Origin of the sequence: Labrys sp. WJW, from assembly GCF_001676615.1 — a bacterium.
GTDB lineage: Bacteria > Pseudomonadota > Alphaproteobacteria > Rhizobiales > Labraceae > Labrys > Labrys sedimenti.
In genome coordinates this window covers 22,187-37,815 of sequence record NZ_LYXZ01000016.1, presented here as the reverse complement: position 1 = coordinate 37,815, position 15,629 = coordinate 22,187, and the positions used below count along the sequence as shown (strand labels likewise).

16 protein-coding genes are annotated in these 15,629 nt (G+C 64.6%); 10 read left to right on the top strand and 6 right to left on the bottom strand.

Going from position 1 to position 15,629, the window contains the following annotated elements; all coding sequences use genetic code 11:
* Positions 1-53: 53 nt before the first annotated feature.
* Positions 54-776: an ABC transporter ATP-binding protein gene (locus tag BA190_RS10785; RefSeq protein WP_068286076.1), complete on the bottom strand. Its 723-nt coding sequence runs from the start codon at positions 774-776 to the stop codon at positions 54-56.
* Complete coding sequence (locus tag BA190_RS10780) at positions 769-1,524, bottom strand: ABC transporter ATP-binding protein (RefSeq protein WP_068286073.1); 756 nt, start codon at positions 1,522-1,524, stop codon at positions 769-771. The genes BA190_RS10785 and BA190_RS10780 overlap by 8 nt, the downstream gene beginning before the upstream one ends.
* Positions 1,525-1,890: 366 nt before the next feature.
* Between BA190_RS10780 and dhaL the strand changes: the two genes are divergently transcribed.
* The 6 genes from dhaL (at position 1,891) to dhaK (ending at position 6,420) form a co-directional block, all read left to right on the top strand.
* Positions 1,891-2,502, top strand: coding sequence for a dihydroxyacetone kinase subunit DhaL (dhaL, locus tag BA190_RS10775; protein WP_068286071.1), 612 nt, complete (start codon positions 1,891-1,893; stop codon positions 2,500-2,502).
* A complete protein-coding gene (gene dhaM / locus BA190_RS10770) occupies positions 2,499-2,882 on the top strand; it encodes a dihydroxyacetone kinase phosphoryl donor subunit DhaM (protein WP_068286069.1) in 384 nt (127 codons plus the stop codon). Before dhaL ends, dhaM begins: the two co-directional genes overlap by 4 nt.
* A gap of 7 nt (positions 2,883-2,889) precedes the next feature.
* Complete coding sequence (locus BA190_RS10765; RefSeq protein WP_068286067.1) at positions 2,890-3,180, top strand: HPr family phosphocarrier protein; 291 nt, start codon at positions 2,890-2,892, stop codon at positions 3,178-3,180.
* 124 nt (positions 3,181-3,304) lie between these two features.
* Complete coding sequence (locus tag BA190_RS10760) at positions 3,305-4,897, top strand: putative PEP-binding protein (RefSeq protein ID WP_068286065.1); 1,593 nt, start codon at positions 3,305-3,307, stop codon at positions 4,895-4,897.
* Positions 4,890-5,369, top strand: a complete 480-nt coding sequence (locus BA190_RS10755) for a hypothetical protein (RefSeq protein WP_068286064.1) — start codon at positions 4,890-4,892, stop codon at positions 5,367-5,369. Before BA190_RS10760 ends, BA190_RS10755 begins: the two co-directional genes overlap by 8 nt.
* Positions 5,370-5,430: 61 nt before the next feature.
* On the top strand, positions 5,431-6,420 hold the full coding sequence (dhaK, locus tag BA190_RS10750; protein WP_068286061.1) for a dihydroxyacetone kinase subunit DhaK: 990 nt from the start codon (positions 5,431-5,433) through the stop codon (positions 6,418-6,420).
* A 458-nt stretch (positions 6,421-6,878) separates the two neighbouring features.
* Here dhaK and BA190_RS10745 read toward each other — a convergent pair whose 3' ends face one another.
* The gene (locus tag BA190_RS10745) at positions 6,879-7,427 is read right to left on the bottom strand and encodes a cysteine hydrolase family protein (RefSeq protein WP_068286058.1); all 549 of its coding nucleotides are present in this window, start codon (positions 7,425-7,427) and stop codon (positions 6,879-6,881) included.
* Between the two features lie 104 nt (positions 7,428-7,531).
* Between BA190_RS10745 and BA190_RS10740 the strand changes: the two genes are divergently transcribed.
* Complete coding sequence (locus tag BA190_RS10740) at positions 7,532-8,491, top strand: GlxA family transcriptional regulator (protein WP_068286056.1); 960 nt, start codon at positions 7,532-7,534, stop codon at positions 8,489-8,491.
* Between the two features lie 13 nt (positions 8,492-8,504).
* Here the strand turns inward: BA190_RS10740 and BA190_RS10735 are convergent, their stop codons facing one another.
* A complete protein-coding gene (locus tag BA190_RS10735) occupies positions 8,505-9,101 on the bottom strand; it encodes a TetR/AcrR family transcriptional regulator (protein ID WP_068286054.1) in 597 nt (198 codons plus the stop codon).
* A gap of 79 nt (positions 9,102-9,180) precedes the next feature.
* On the opposite strand from BA190_RS10735, the gene BA190_RS10730 reads away from it, so the two are divergent.
* Together BA190_RS10730 and BA190_RS10725 are read left to right on the top strand one after the other, a co-directional pair.
* A complete protein-coding gene (locus BA190_RS10730; RefSeq protein ID WP_068286051.1) occupies positions 9,181-10,455 on the top strand; it encodes an MFS transporter in 1,275 nt (424 codons plus the stop codon).
* Between the two features lie 103 nt (positions 10,456-10,558).
* Positions 10,559-12,004 (top strand): aldehyde dehydrogenase family protein, encoded by a 1,446-nt coding sequence (locus tag BA190_RS10725; RefSeq protein WP_068286049.1) that lies wholly within the window; start codon positions 10,559-10,561, stop codon positions 12,002-12,004.
* On the opposite strand, the gene BA190_RS10720 is transcribed toward BA190_RS10725, so the two are convergent.
* Both BA190_RS10720 and BA190_RS10715 read right to left on the bottom strand, forming a co-directional pair.
* Positions 11,989-12,645: a hypothetical protein gene (locus BA190_RS10720; protein WP_156771479.1), complete on the bottom strand. Its 657-nt coding sequence runs from the start codon at positions 12,643-12,645 to the stop codon at positions 11,989-11,991. The genes BA190_RS10725 and BA190_RS10720 overlap by 16 nt on opposite strands.
* Positions 12,646-12,816: 171 nt before the next feature.
* A complete protein-coding gene (locus BA190_RS10715) occupies positions 12,817-14,202 on the bottom strand; it encodes a PLP-dependent aminotransferase family protein (RefSeq protein WP_068286047.1) in 1,386 nt (461 codons plus the stop codon).
* A gap of 303 nt (positions 14,203-14,505) precedes the next feature.
* Between BA190_RS10715 and BA190_RS10710 the strand changes: the two genes are divergently transcribed.
* Positions 14,506-15,627, top strand: a complete 1,122-nt coding sequence (locus BA190_RS10710; RefSeq protein ID WP_068286045.1) for an ABC transporter ATP-binding protein — start codon at positions 14,506-14,508, stop codon at positions 15,625-15,627.
* Positions 15,628-15,629: the final 2 nt, after the last annotated feature.

Here is a 15,629-nt window from a genome sequence, read left to right as displayed (position 1 = left end):
TCTCGGTTCTCTCTAACGATTTTCGCCAAATCGGAGATTTGGCATCATTGGCGTCACACGCCCAGATAGGCGTGCAACTTGTCGCTGTTGGCTTCCAGTTCGGCATTGGGGATCATGTCGATCACCTTGCCCTGCTCGACGACGTAATGGCGGTCCGCCACGGTCGAGGCGAAGCGGAAATTCTGTTCGACCAGGATGATGGTGAAGCCGCGCTGCTTGAGGCTGGCGATGGTGTGCCCGATCTGCTCGACGATCACCGGTGCGAGGCCTTCGGTCGGTTCGTCGAGCAGCAGGAGGTTGGCGCCGGTGCGCAGGATCCGGCCGATGGCCAGCATCTGCTGCTCGCCGCCCGAGAGCTTGGTGCCTTGGCTGGCGAGGCGCTGCTTGAGATTGGGAAACAGGGTGAAGATCTCGTCCACGCTGAGGCCGCCGGGCTTCACCACCGGCGGCAGTTCGAGATTTTCCTTCACCGACAGGCTGGCGAAGATGCCGCGCTCCTCCGGGCAATAGCCGATGCCCAGGCGAGCGACGTGGCGGGAGCCGAGACCGATGGTCTCCTGGCCGCCGAAACGGATCGAGCCCTTGCGCCTGGCCATCACGCCGATGATCGATTTCATCGTGGTGGTCTTGCCGGCGCCGTTGCGGCCGAGCAGGGTCACGACCTCGCCGGGATTCACGTCGAAGTCGATGCCGTGCAGCACATGGGACTCGCCATACCAGGCCTCGAGGCCTCGTACCCGGAGCAGGGGATCAGGCTTGTTCACGGGGTCAGGCATGGCCACTCCCGATATAGGCCTCGACCACGCGCGGGTCGCCGGAGACGGTTTTGTAGTCGCCCTGCGCCAGCACCTTGCCGCGTGCCAGCACGGTGATGGTGTTGGAGAGGGTGGCGACCACCGAGAGATTGTGCTCGACCATCAGGATGGTGCGGCTCGCCGCGATCCTGCGGATCAGTTCGGTGGTGCGCTCGACGTCCTCGTGCCCCATGCCGGCCATCGGTTCGTCCAGCAGCAGCATTTCCGGATCGAGCGCCAGGGTCGTCGCGAGCTCCAGGGCGCGTTTGCGGCCATAGGAGAGTTCCTTGGCCGGCGTCGCGAGGAAGGATGTCAGGCCGACGCTGTCGGCGAGTTCGGCGGCTTCTTGGTTCATGCCGTCGAGAACGCGCTGCGAGCGCCAGAAATCATAGGAGTGACCCCGGCGGCGCTGCAGGGCGATGCGGATATTGTCGTTCACGCTCATTTCGCCGAACACGGCCGAGATCTGGAAGGAGCGGACCAAGCCGAGCCGAGCCACCGCGGCGGGCTTCATGCCGGTAATGTCATGCCCTTTATAGGTAATGCGCCCGGCCGACGGAGACAGGAACTTGGTCAAGAGATTGAAACAAGTGGTCTTGCCGGCGCCGTTCGGACCGATCAGAGCATGGACCGTTCCGCGCATGACCGAGAGATCGACGCCGTCGACGGCCCGGAATCCCCTGAAATCCTTGGTCAGGCCTTCGGCTTTCAGGACTGTATCTGTTGCCATCAAGCGGAGCGTTTCCCCTGGCGCTTCTAAATCTTGCTTGGTTCTAGTCTTGGCCGTCCGGGCAAGCTTCGTCAATGGCGATATGGCACCAATACTGACCTTAAGATAGGCAACCCAATAGGCGGCTGGGGACACAGCAATATGACGGAAGGCCGGGCCGGCCATGCCCGTTGCCGGGGCTGGTGCCCTATTACGCAGCCCTCCAATCGATGTTCAGTGCAGTGCAGCATTGCCAATGGCTGCACCCCGTAGAACAAGCGACAATTTGGCTTGCAATGTTTAGGATTAGGTGATCAACTAAACAAATAAGCAAACTGCGAGCCGGCAGTGCCGGCCGTCACAAGAATGCGGGGCGGAGGCGGGGCGATGCACAGCCAAGCAAGAGAGCAGCTCATTCGCGCGGTTGCTGCAACCATAGTCCAACATTCCGAAGAACTCACCACGCTCGATCAGGCGATCGGCGACGGCGACCATGGGCTGAACCTCAAGCGAGGCTTCGAGGCCGTCGCTGCCGAATTGCCCGGCCTTGCCGAAAAACCCTGGCCGGACCTGCTCAAGGCGGCCGGCATGGCGATGGTGATGAAGGTCGGCGGCGCGTCCGGCCCGCTTTTCGGTACCTTCTTCATGGAATTGGGCAAGACGGTGGGTGCCGAGCCCGACCGCGCCGCGGTGGTTGCGGCCTTCGCCAAGGCCGTCGAGGCCGTCAAGGCGCGCGGCCGCTCGGAGGCCGGGCAGAAGACGCTGCTCGATGTCCTCGTTCCCGTTCAGGCCGCCCTGGCAGCCGGTGCCGATGCCGCCACGCTCAAGGCGGAAGCCATCGCCGCCGCCGACAGGACGGTGCCGATGCAGGCGATCCGCGGGCGCGCTTCCTTCCTGGGCGAACGCTCCGTCGGCCACATGGATCCGGGCGCTCGCTCCTCCTCGCTGATCATCGCCACGGTGGCAGACGAACTCAACAAGCAGGGCCTGATGTCATGACCGTGAGTCTGGTGATCGTATCGCATTCGCCCAAGGTCGCCGAAGGCGCGGCCGACATGGTTAGGCAGATGGTGGGCGAAAGCGTGCGCGTCGCCTGGACGGGTGGCGATCCCGGCGGCGGGCTCGGCACCGATGTCGCGAAGATCATCGCCGCCATCGACAGTGTCTGGTCGGAGGAAGGCGTCGCGGTCCTCGTCGACCTCGGCGGCGCCGAGACCAATGCCGAGATGGCGGTCGAGATGCTCGACGAGCACAAGCGCGACCTCGTGGTCATCTGCAATGCGCCGGTGGTGGAAGGCGCGGTGATCGCTGCGACCGAGGCTTCCGGCAACTCCTCCCTGGCCGCGGTTCGCTCCGCCGCCGAAGATCTCTATGGATAGGATTGATATGCCTGATATCAACGGAGCATTGACGGGCAAGGCCGAGCTGACCAACGCCATCGGGCTGCATGCCAGGCCGAGCGTGAAGCTGACCCAGCTCGCCAAGAGCTTCCAGTCGAGCATCGAGCTGGCCACCGATGCGGCGGGGCCCTGGGTCGACGCCAAGAGCCCGGTCAAGGTGATGCGGGTGAAGGCGCCCAAGGGCACCGTGCTGCATTTTATGGCGGACGGGCCCGACGCCGAGGCGGCGCTGTCAGCCATTCTGGGACTGATCGAGGAAAAGTTCGGGGAAGAGTGACGATGCGGGGGGCATTTTCGAGAAAAGTTGACCAGTTTTTCGCTTGAGAAAATGCACCGAAACAAAGAGGTGGAAGAATTGCGTTTTGGGGAAATCGCGATTTTCTCCGGAGCAGGGGGCGGCCATGACTGAGCGGCGGATATCGGGACGTCCAGCCTCGCCGGGGCTCGCCTCCGGTCCTGTCTTCATGATCGGCAAGCCGAGGCCCCGGACCGAGAAGGCGACGGCAACACAGGAGGACGGCGACGCCGCCTTGCGCAGTGCCATCGATGCGGCGCTGGTCGATCTGGTGTCCCTGGTCGAAGCCGTCGATGAAGAGGGGGCCGACATTATCGGCTTCCAGATCGCCATGCTCGAGGACGAGGCCCTGTCCGAAGGCGCCTTCGACGCGATCGCCGCCGGCGTCCCGCCTGTCCATGCCTGGCGCTCGGCCCTTGATGCGGAGATTGCCGATTACGAACGCAGTGAGGACGCCTATTTCCGTGCCCGCGGCACCGACCTTGCCGATATCCGCGACCGCGTGCTCGCCCACCTCACGGGAGTGGCCGAAAGCGAGAAGGTGCCGCCCGGTTCCGTGCTGGTGGGCGAAGACCTGCCGCCATCGCTGTTCCTGTCGGTCGACTGGAGCAAGGGCGGCGCGATTGCCCTGGGCGCCGGTTCGCCATCCTCGCATGTCGCCATGCTCGCCCGCAGTCGCCGCGTGCCGATGGTGACCGGGCTCGGTGCGCTCGGGGAAGCGAGCCAGGCCATCGTCGATGGCGCGGCTGGAACGGTGACCTTCGATCCCGGCAGTGCCTCGCTCGCCGATTTCGGCCCGGCCCTCGCGCGCCGGCACGAAGCCGATGCCCGCGCGGAAACGATGAAGACCGAACCGGCGTTCCTTGCTAACGGCACCCGGATCGACATCATGATCAATGTCGCCTCGCCGGACGATCTCAAGGGTATTTCGCCGGAGATCTGCGACGGTATCGGCCTGGTGCGCAGCGAGTTCCTGTTCGAGCCCGGCCGGCCCCTGCCGGACGAGGAAGCGCAATATGCCGCCTATGTCGCCATTGCCGCCTGGGCCGATGGGCGGCCGGTGACCATCAGGACCCTCGATGCCGGCGGCGACAAGCCGATCCCTGGCGTCACCAGCGATGGCGAATCCAATCCCTTCCTGGGACTGCGCGGATTGCGGCTGTCCCTGGCTCGCCCGGAAACCTTCCGCGTCCAGCTCAGGGCATTGGCGCGGGCCAGCCTGCATCACGAGATCCGCATCATGCTTCCGATGGTGACGGTGCCGGGGGAACTGGCCGAGGCGTCCGCCCTGCTCGACGAAGTGGTGGCTTCCCTCATTGCCGAAGGTACGCCCTGCCGCCGGCCGCCGCTCGGAATCATGGTCGAGGTTCCCGCCGCGGCGCTCGGCGCCCTGCGCTTTCCCGCCGATTTCTATTCGATCGGCTCCAACGATCTGACCCAATACACCATGGCCGCTGCGCGCGACATTGCCGACGTCGCCGGCCTCAACGACGCCGGCGATCCGGCCGTGCTCGAATTGATGGCCCGTGCGGTGGGGGCCGGCAAGGCACGCAAGGTTCCGGTCTCGATCTGCGGCGATGCCGCAGGTGAGGTGCGCCTGGTACCCAAGCTCATCGGCGTCGGCCTGACCTGCCTGTCCGTGCCGCCCGCCCTGGTAGGGGCCGTCAAGGCCGCAATTGCAGATTTCAAACATGTCTGATGCCCGCGATGCCAGCACGCGTTCGATAGCGGCCTACAAGGCGCTGCTGCGGCGCGCGCTGGACAATCGTCCCTCGGGCACGAGGCTGAAATTGGCGGCGGCCCTCGGCACCAACAGGTCCTTCATTTCGCAGATCACCAATCCCGGCTATCCCATTCCGATCCCGGCCCAGCACCTCGACGTCATTTTCGAGGTCTGCCACCTCGCGCCGGCAGAGAGGACGGAGTTCCTCAAGGCCTATCAGGCCGCCCATCCGGGGCGGACGCAGGCCCAGGGCAAGCCGGCCCAAGGGCGCAGCCTGACACTCACCTTGCCGGATCTCGGCGATGTCAGACGCAACCAGGCGATGGACAAGGCCATTCTGGATTTCGTCGCCAGCCTCGTCCACTACACGCGCGCACTCGATCGCAAGGCCAAGGGGGAGGAGGAACCGGTTCCGGATGAGCCTGGAGAAAGCCAGGTTCGGAGTTGAGTCCGAATATCGGTTCCGGCAGTGGCCCGATCTAACCACGAACAATATGGAGGCCCATGGAATGAAAAAGCTCATCAATGCAGTCGATGACGTGCTGGCGCAGAGCCTGGACGGGTTCGCGGCAGCGCATGCCGATATTGTCACCCTGGGCGAAGAGCGCAAATTCGTGCGCCGCCGCCAGGTCAAGCCCGGCAAGGTGGCCCTGATCTCGGGCGGTGGCTCCGGCCATGAGCCGCTGCATGCCGGCTTCGTCGGCTTCGGCATGCTCGATGCAGCCTGTCCGGGCCAGGTCTTCACCTCGCCGACGCCCGACCAGATGATGGCGGCGGCCGAGGCCGTCGATGGCGGTGCCGGCACGCTCTATATCGTCAAGAACTACGAAGGCGACGTGATGAACTTCGCCATGGCGGCGGAGATGGCGTCCGGCCCGGTCGAAAGCTTGATCCTGGACGATGACGTCGCCGTGGAGAACTCGACCTGGACCACCGGCCGGCGCGGCGTGGCCGGCACGCTGATCGTCGAGAAGATCCTCGGCGCCGCAGCCGAGCGTGGCGACGACCTCGCCGGCCTCAAGGCGCTGGGCGCGCGCGTCAACAGCCATACGCGCTCGATGGGCGTGGCGCTCACCTCCTGCACGGTGCCGGCAGCCGGCAAGCCGACCTTCAGCCTCGGCGAGGACGAGATGGAGATGGGCGTCGGCATCCACGGCGAACCCGGCCGTCGCCGTGTCAAGCTGGCCTCCGCCGATGCCATCGTCGACGAGATGCTGGGCGCCATCGTTGGTGACCTCTCGCTGACCGCGGCCACCGAGGTTCTGCTCTTCGTCAACGGCTTCGGCGGCACGCCGCTGATGGAGCTCTATCTGATGCAGGATCGGGCGCGCAAATGGCTCGACGGCAAGGGCATCAAGGTCGCCCGCTCGCTGACGGGCTCCTATGTGACCTCGCTCGACATGGCCGGCTGCTCGCTGACGCTGTCCGTGCTGGACGACCAGGCCAAGGCGCTGTGGGATGCGCCGGTGCACACGCCGGCCCTGCGCTGGGGCGTATGAGGAGCGTAGGCTTGTTGGGTGCCGTGGTGCCTGTAACTTTTGGTTCGGACGAATAACGCCAACCCACAGAATGCCTGACTTGTCATCCCCGGCCGTATCCTCACAAGCTCTGCTTGTGAGTGGTAGCGAGGGGAAGGGGATCCAGGGGCCAGCGAGTGCGGATTTTGGCCCTGGATTCCCTTCCCGCCACCTTCGGCGGCGCCGGGAATGACAGCGTTCCATCTACACGCAACGGTCAAGATTTATGAGGTCGGTATAAGACGCAATCTTCCTTTTCCCCTTGCGGGAGAAGGTGCCGCAAGGGGGGAGCGGATGAGGGGTGAAACAAAACCTTCCCCGAGATATGTGCCAACGCCCCTCAGCCGTCATTGCTGTGCAATGCCACCCAAGGCACTTCCTTTGGAAGTGCCAGATCCCACAGGAAGAGAAGGGAGGATTGCGCCCTTTCCCGATCTCCCTCAACCCGCCAGCAGTTCGTCCGTCGAAGCAAGCTTGGCGTAGCCGAAGGCGAGCGATGCCATGGCGGCGGCGTGGACCTGCGCCGCCGGCACGGTGACGCCGCCGAATTCCAGGTCACGCGTGGCCGCAGCATCGTGGGCAACGGTGACTGCATAGCCGAAATCGGCCGCCGCCCGGGTCGTCGCCTCGATGCACATGTGACTCATTGCGCCCGCGACCAGGACGTCGGTGACGCCGGCATCGTCGAGCAGCTTCTTGAGGTTGGTGTCCCTGAAGGAATTGGGGAAGTTCTTGACGACGACCTGCTCGCCGGCGCGATTGGCGACGCTTGGGTTGATCTCGGCGCCCGGCGTGCCGGCTACGAAGAAGGGAGCATCCGCCTTGGCTGCTTCATGGCGCACATGCACCACGAGCTCGTTCTTCGCCCGGGCTGCCTCCAGGAGCCGCGCGGCATTGGCGGTGGCTGTCTCGATGCCGGACAGGGTCCATTTGCCGCCCGGGAAATAGTCGTTCTGGATATCGACGAGGATCAAGGCACGCTTGGACATGGGATGTTTCTCCAGTTTCAAAAGATGTTGTGATTGCTGAAATAGGACGCCCGGCGCAGAATGCCGATTGGCACATGTGACAAAAATCAGGGCGAAAGTGACAAATGACCTCGGCTCCCTCCGAGATCGGCCTCATGGCCTATCCCGACGTTCAACTGGCCGCGCTCTATGGTCTCACCGACCTTTTCGCCATCGCCGACAGGATCGCCCGGGAGCGCAGGGAGGGTAGTGGCCCGCTGCTGCGGGTGAGCCATTGGGAGTGTGATGCCAAGGGCCAAATCCACAATCGCGACGGCGAGGACGACGCGATCCCGGGCATGATCATCCTGCCGCCGAGCCTGGCAAAACCGCCGAACGAGGCCTGGACTACGAACCTCGCCGAGTTCCTCCGAAGCTGTCACGGCCGCGGCAGCGTGCTGGCCTCCGTCTGCATCGGGGCCTTCCTGCTCGCAGAAACCGGGCTGCTCGACGGGCGCGAGGCGACCACGCATTGGAGCTATGCCGATGATCTCGCCGAACGCTTCGGCAAGGTCAGGGTGGATTCGGCCAAGATCGTGATCGACGACGGCGACATCATCACTGCCGCGGGATTGATGTCCTGGACCGATCTCGGTCTGAAACTGGTGGAGAAATTGCTCGGAACCAGCGTGATGGTGGCAACGGGGCGCGCCATGCTGGTCGATCCGCTGGGACGCGAGCAGCGCCATTACAGCGTGTTCTCGCCGCGGCTCAACCATGGCGACGAGGCCATCCTCGCGGTTCAGCACTGGCTTCAACAGGCCTATGCCGGCGACGTCGACGTCAACGCCATGGCGGCAAAGGCGGGGCTGGAGCGGCGCACCTTCCTGCGCCGCTTCGGCAGGGCGACCGGCTTGAGGCCTATCGAATATTGCCAGCAGCTCCGCGTTGCCAAGGCCCGCGACATGCTGGAGACGACGCGGCTTTCCTTCGACCGCATCGCCTGGAATGTCGGCTATGGCGATCCGGTTTCCTTCCGCAAGATTTTCGTGCGGACGATGGGATTGACGCCGGGCGACTATCGCCGCCGTTTCGGGGCGGCCTGAATAGGGTTCCGGCTCAATCCTTCAGGCTCGCCTCGATCAGCAGGTCGGCGATAACGGCAACCGAACCGGCCGGTCCGCCCTCGTGGAAGATCTGGCCGCTGACGAAAGCGCCTTCGATCAGCAGCAGCAGCCCGTCGGCGAGCAGGCCCGGATTCCTGGCGCCCATGCGCTCGGCCATGCCTTCCAGGCGCTCGCGCAGCAATACCTTGCCGCCCTCGGCGACCATGCGGGCAGGGTTGTCCTCCTCCGGGTATTCCACGGCGGCATTGCTCAGCCCGCAACCGCGATAGCCGGCGAGGGTGGCCCTTTCGCCCAGGCCCGTCAGGTAGTTGCGCAGATGGGTACGCGGGTCGTTCTCGAAGCCGACGCCTGCACCTTCGAAGCGGGCCCAGAACTCGGCGTCGTAGACCCGGACATAGGCCGCCGCCAATTCGTCCTTCGAGTTGAAGCAGCGATAGAGCGTAGGCTTGGTCACGCCGGCTTCCGAGGCAATGGTGTCCACCCCGACAGCCCGGATGCCCTCCTTGTAGAAGAGCTCGCGCGCGGTCTTGAGGATGCGCTCCGCCGCGCGGGGCTGCGGCGGCGAAGCGGCGTTTGCGGATCCGGTCATTTGCCTCTTTCCAATTTCCGATAACGATGTTACAGACCGGTACGTATCAAGTCAATCTCGACATCCTACAGGTCTCCCGATGCAGCGCGTCAGTCGCCGGCCTTTCGGCCAGAATTATGCATTCGTCGTCGTCGCCGTCATCTTCCTTTCCCTGCTGGTGGCGGCGGGTGTACGCGCCGCGCCCGGGTTGCTGCTCCAGCCCCTGCACAAGGCTTTCGGCTGGGGCATCGACACAATCTCGCTCTCCGGTTCGATCGGCATTCTCCTCTACGGGCTGGTCGGTCCCTTCGCCGCCGCCCTGATGAACAAGTTCGGCATCCGCCGGGTGCTGGTGATCGCGCTGACGCTGATGGCGGGCTCTATCGGTCTCAGCCTGCTGATGACGGAGTCCTGGCAGTTGATCGCGACCTGGGGCGTACTCTCCGGGCTCGGGTCCGGCTGCGTCGCCATGGTGCTGGGCGCCACCGTCGCCAATCGCTGGTTCAAGACCAATCGCGGCCTGATCATGGGGCTGATGGCGGCCAGTGCGGCAACGGGTACGCTGATCTTCCAGCCGGGGCTCGCCAAGCTCTCCGAGATCGGCGGCTGGCAATTGGTGGTGGCGGCGGTGGCGATCGCCTGTGCTGTCTTGATTCCGCTTGCCTTCTTCCTGGTGCCGAACCACCCTAGCGACATCGGCCAGCGCCCCTATGGCGCCGATCCCTCCGCACCGATCGAGGCGCCGCACGCACAGACGGGCCTGATCGACGCCTCGCTCGGTGCGCTGGTGCGGGCGGCCCGCACGCGCACCTTCTGGTATCTCTTCGCCACCTTCTTCATCTGCGGCTTCACCACCAATGGCCTGGTGGGCATGCACCTGATCTCCTTCTGCGGCGACATGGGCATCCCGGAGGTGCAGGCTGCCGGCCTGATGGCGATGATGGGGATCTTCGATCTCTTCGGCACCACTTTCTCGGGCTGGCTGACCGATCGCTACGATCCGCGCAAGCTGCTCTTCGTCTATTACGGCCTGCGCGGCATCGCCCTGATCTATCTGCCTTTCAGCGGCTTCAACATCTACACGCTCACCATTTTCGGCGTGTTCTACGGCCTCGACTGGATTGCCACCGTGCCGCCGACCGTGCGCCTGACCAACGAAGCCTTCGGCGATCGCGACGCTCCCGTGGTGTTCGGATGGATTGCGGCGGGCCACCAGATCGGCGCCGCCAGCGCTGCGGCCCTGGCCGGCTATATGCGGGTGCTGCAGGGAAGCTATGTCGAGGCCTTTCTCTTCTCGGGCCTCACCGGTATCATCGCCGCGCTGATCGCTCTCCTGATCGTGCGCCAGCGCGTGACGGCAGTTGCAACTGCCTGATGGGTGCCACCAGAAAATTGCCGGCCGCGTCAAGCTGCCGGTTTGCGCCGGGCATTTGTTAGACTAATGTCCGGCCAGTTTTGTTACCTCTAGGATCTTCCCGATGACACTGCATGCCCGTAACTTCATCGCCGGCGAATGGGTCGCCTCGTCCGATCTCGCGCCGGACGTGAATCCTTCCAACACCGCTGAGATCGTCGGGCATTTCCCCCGGGCGACCAAGGCCGAGGCCGAAAAGGCCATCGCCGCCGCCAAGGCCGCATTCCCGGGCTGGAGCCGCTCGACCCTGCAGGAGCGCCATGACGTGCTCAAGCGCATCAGCGACGAGATCCTGGCGCGCAAGGAGGAACTCGGTGCCATCCTGTCGCGCGAGGAAGGCAAGACCCTGCCCGAAGGCATCGGCGAGGTGGCGCGGGCCGGCCAGATCTTCGGATTCTTTGCCGGTGAAGCGCTGCGCCTAGCCGGCGAAATCATCGGCTCGGTCCGCCCCGGCGTCGGCGTCGAGGTCACGCGCGAAGGCATCGGCGTGGTCGGCCTGATCACGCCCTGGAACTTCCCCGCTGCCATTCCGGCCTGGAAGATCGCGCCGGCGCTCTGCTACGGCAACACTGTGGTGCTGAAGCCGGCCGACCTCGTGCCGGCCACTGCGCATGCCCTGGGTGAGATCATCGCGCGTTCCGGCCTGCCGGCCGGCGTATTCAACCTGGTGATGGGCCGCGGCTCGGTGGTCGGCGAAGCGCTGCTGTCCTCGCCCGACGTCGATGCCATCTCCTTCACCGGATCGGTCGGCACCGGCCGCAAGATCGCCGCGACCTGCGTCGCCTCTTCACCGATGAAGAAGGTGCAGCTCGAAATGGGCGGCAAGAACCCCTTCGTCGTGCTTGACGATGCCGACGTCAAGGTGGCCGTGGAAGCCGCCGTCAACGGTGCCTTCTTCTCGACCGGCCAGCGTTGCACCGCGTCCTCGCGCCTGATCGTCACCGATGGCATCCACGATGCCTTCGTGGCCGCGCTGGTCGAGCGTCTCCAGGGCGTCACCGTCGACGATGCCATGAAGGTAGGCACCCATATCGGTCCGGTGGTCGACCAGAGCCAGCTCGACCAGGACCTGAACTACATCAAGATCGGCAAGGAAGAGGGCGCCAAGCTCGCCTTCGGCGGCGATCTCGTCAAGCGTGAGGCCCCCGGCTTCTATCTGACGCCGGCTTTGTTCACCGGCGCCAGCAACGACATGCGCATCGCCCGCGAGGAGATCTTCGGGCCGGTTGCCGCCGTGGTGCGCGTCAAGGATTACGACGAGGCATTGGCCGCCGCCAACGACACCGAATTCGGCCTTTCCGCCGGCATCGCCACTACCAGCCTGAAACATGCCACGCATTTCAAGCGCAATGTCCAGGCCGGCATGGTGATGGTCAACCTGCCGACGGCGGGCGTCGACTATCACGTGCCGTTCGGCGGGCGGAAGGGCTCGAGCTACGGCCCGCGCGAGCAGGGTCGCTACGCCGCCGAGTTCTACACCACGGTGAAGACCAGCTACACGCTGGCCTGAGGCGGCTCGCCTTCCGTCAACTTTGCGAGGGAGCGCGCGAGATTGGCGCGCGCTCTTTCCTCAAGCTTTTCGGCGAAGAGATCGCTGAAATAAAGCCGCGGCCGGGCCATGAAGCGCCGTAGCACGGTTGCCCGCCCGATGCGCCAGGCCGCCTCCGGCACATGCGCATATTCGCGTCGTACCGCCGTCTCATAGGCATCGAAGCGCGTCGCCTCCGTGCCGAGGATCTGCAAGTCGAGATCGAGGAAATAGGCCATGTCCGATCGTTCCCGATCGGCCGGCTCCTGCGTTTCCCCGGAGCTCGCGAGTTCGTGCTTCCGGGTCGCCAGGATCAGCGCAGCGACCTGTTCCAGCCGTCCTTGTTCGAGCCGCCCTGCCAGAACCTGACGGGCGAGGTCGGCGCTGCGCTCCTCATTATCCCGGGCCGCGGCATCGTAGACCGCATCGTGGAACCAGATCGCGAGTTCCACAGCCTCGATATCGTGGAGAAGGGAGCGACAGTCCCGCAGGCCCGCCAGCATGGCCTCGATATGGCCGACATCGTGATAATGCCGTCGCGAATCCCGATAGGCCGCGAGCAGTTCGGCGAAAGCCGGCCCGGGAATGGCCGATGGCCTGGAAAGATGGTCGCCAGCGTTCATGGCAGCAATTCCCAGCGTGCCCTGTCGTTATAGCTGGCGATTCCATGGAGATGATCGACGAGACGTTGCCGGGCACTCGTCGAGGCCTCGGTCAAGCTGAGCCGCCGTTCAAGGTGATTGCCCGCGCCTTTCCAGGTGTCGCCGCAGACCCTTGGTCCGGGAACAAAGGGTTCAAATCGCACCCGAGAGCTCGAAATTGCCGGCATTGAGAAGGGTGGCGATAATACCGAGGGCTTGCCGCAATTCGCTGCGTGAGGGGGCCGCACCCACATTGATGCGGACTGCGTGGGCCAAGGTCTCCCGGCCGATCGCAAAGGCATCGGCGGGCAGCACCCCGACACCGCGCTGGCGGCAGGCCCTGGCGAAACTGGCGCCGCGCCAGGGCTCGGGAAGATGCAGCCAGGCATGGGGTGAAGCCTGGTGGGTCTGGACGTCGAAGGCTGCAAGTGCCTCGGCCAGGATCGCCTGCCGCTCGTAAAGCTCCTCGCGCTGCCTCTCGATGATGCGGGCCACGCTCCCTTCTTCGAGAAGATTGGTGGCGATCAACGGGATGAGCGGACTGACGCTCCAGCAGTCGATCCGCAGCGCCGCCGCGACATTGCCGAGAACGGCGCGCGGAGCCACCACAAAGCCAAAACGTAGGCCCGGCGCGACGCATTTCGACAGGCCACCGACATAGACTGTGAGTTCAGGTTCCAGGGTGGCGAAGGAGGGGAGGGGCGTCTCGAGCAGCGGGCGATAGACATCGTCCTCGATGATCAGCACGTTGTGCCGGCGGGCAGTTGCAGCCAGCGCCCGGCGCCGGGCTTCGCTCAGGGTCACCGTCGTCGGGTTGTGCAGGCTGGGCACTAGGAAGACCGCACGGGGACGCCAGGTCTGGCAGGCATCCTCGAAGGCATCCGGGCGCATGCCCTCCCGATCCGAGGGAAGACCGCGCAGATCGAGCCCGTGCGATCGGCAAAGGGCGCTGATGCCTTGATAGGTGATCTGGTCGACCAGCATGACGTCGCCGGGTTGGGTCAGGGCACGCAACACACAGGCCAGGCCGTGCTGCGCTCCATCGGTCAGCACGATGCGGCTGGCGTCGCCATCGCCCGCGATGTCCTGCAGCCAGCCTGCGACGGCCGTGCGGGCCCAGAGCGGCCCTTCCGGGGGGTGATAGTCCTGCAAGGCGCCGAAGCGACGATCCCTAGACAGGCGCGGCAGCAATATCGACAGGGCTTCGAGATAGGCGGAGGTGGCTGGCCGGTTCACCGATAGGTCGATAAGGCCGGCCTCGTCGCTGGGGGCTGATTTAAAACCGGGATCGTCGCTTTCACGGGGCGCCACCAGGGTACCACGGCCCGGACGCGCCTCGACCAGACCGCGCTGCTGGAGGGTCGAGAAGGCGCGGGTGACCGTGGTGACGTTGAGGCCGAGAGCCTTGGCGATCTCGCGCTGCGGCGGCAGTTTCTCGCCTTCCGCCAGATCGCCACGGGCGATGCGCTCGCCGATGGCATCCGCAAGGCGTTGATAGATCGGCCGGTCGTTATCCGGCAGCTCCAAATTGTCCAGCATCTGTGTTTGGCGTTCCTGGAGGCGACCCTTTGGCCCCTCTTAGCATGGCAAAAGGCATCAGACAATGCGGGTTGTATGCGGTTTGTCAGAGGGGATTTGCTAATTGTAGCTCATACAATTGGGCTTTCTTGTTCTGTTGTGGGGCCTTGACGTGGTCCATCTTCGCAAATATGGTCACTCAAATAAAAGTTGTGTGACCATACAATTCTAACGCAAGGTCATGCATCACAAGCTCCAGGCGGAACCGGGGCAGCAGCACAGGGCGGCCCGAACGGGCGCAGCGAAGGGGAGGTCGGGACAGCGATGGCAGCCCAGTCAGGCGACAGCGAAAAGGATGGCGCCAAATTCGTCGAATTCATCGACGTCGAGAAGATGTATGGCAGTTTCCATGCCGTGCGGCGGCTTAATCTCGACATACGCCGTGGCGAGTTCCTCACCTTCCTCGGGCCGTCCGGATCGGGCAAGACCACCACGCTGAACATGCTGGCCGGGTTCGAGCGGCCCAGCGAGGGCATGATCCGCCTCAACGGGCAACCCGTCGAACGCATGCCGCCCTATGAGCGCAATATTGGCATGGTTTTCCAGAACTACGCGCTCTTTCCGCATATGAGCGTAGCCGACAACGTCGCCTTCCCGCTGTCGGTGCGCAAGATTCCCAAGAATGAGATCGGACCGCGGGTCATCCGCGCGCTCGAAATGGTCAAGCTGGGCCAGTTCAAGGATCGAAAGCCCACCCAACTTTCCGGCGGCCAGCAGCAGCGTGTCGCGCTGGCGCGAGCCCTCGTCTACGAGCCCACCCTGGTGCTGATGGACGAACCGCTCGGGGCCCTCGACAAGAAGCTGCGCGAGCACATGCAGATCGAGCTCAAGCAGCTGCATGAAATGCTGGGCGTGACCGTCGTCTATGTCACGCATGACCAGAGCGAAGCGCTGACGATGTCGGACCGTGTCGCCATCTTCGAGAGCGGCGAAATCGCCCAGATCGGCTCGCCCGATCAGCTCTATAACGACCCGGCGACGGCGTTCGTCGCCGGCTTCATCGGCGAGAACAACGCCCTCGACGGGACGGTCGAGCAGGTGAATGGTGACGAATGTGCCGTCACGCTGCCCGGTGGGCTGAACGTCATCGCCAAGGCTATCGGGCCGTTGCCACAGGGTGCGTCGGTCCAGCTCGCCATCAGGCCCGAGCAAATCCAGCTGGCGGCCGAGGTCAACGGCCAGGACAACCGCATCGGTGCCACGGTCGATGGCTGCATCTATCACGGGGACCATCAGCGCCTGCTTGCCCGGCTCGCCAATGGGCAGATCCTGACCGTCAAGATCCGGCCGGAGGCTGTTATGGCCAATGGGGCACCGGTCGATCTGGCCTGGTCGGTCGGCGATTGCCGCGCCTTTCTAGCCGGCGCCTCAACCAAGAAACATTGAAA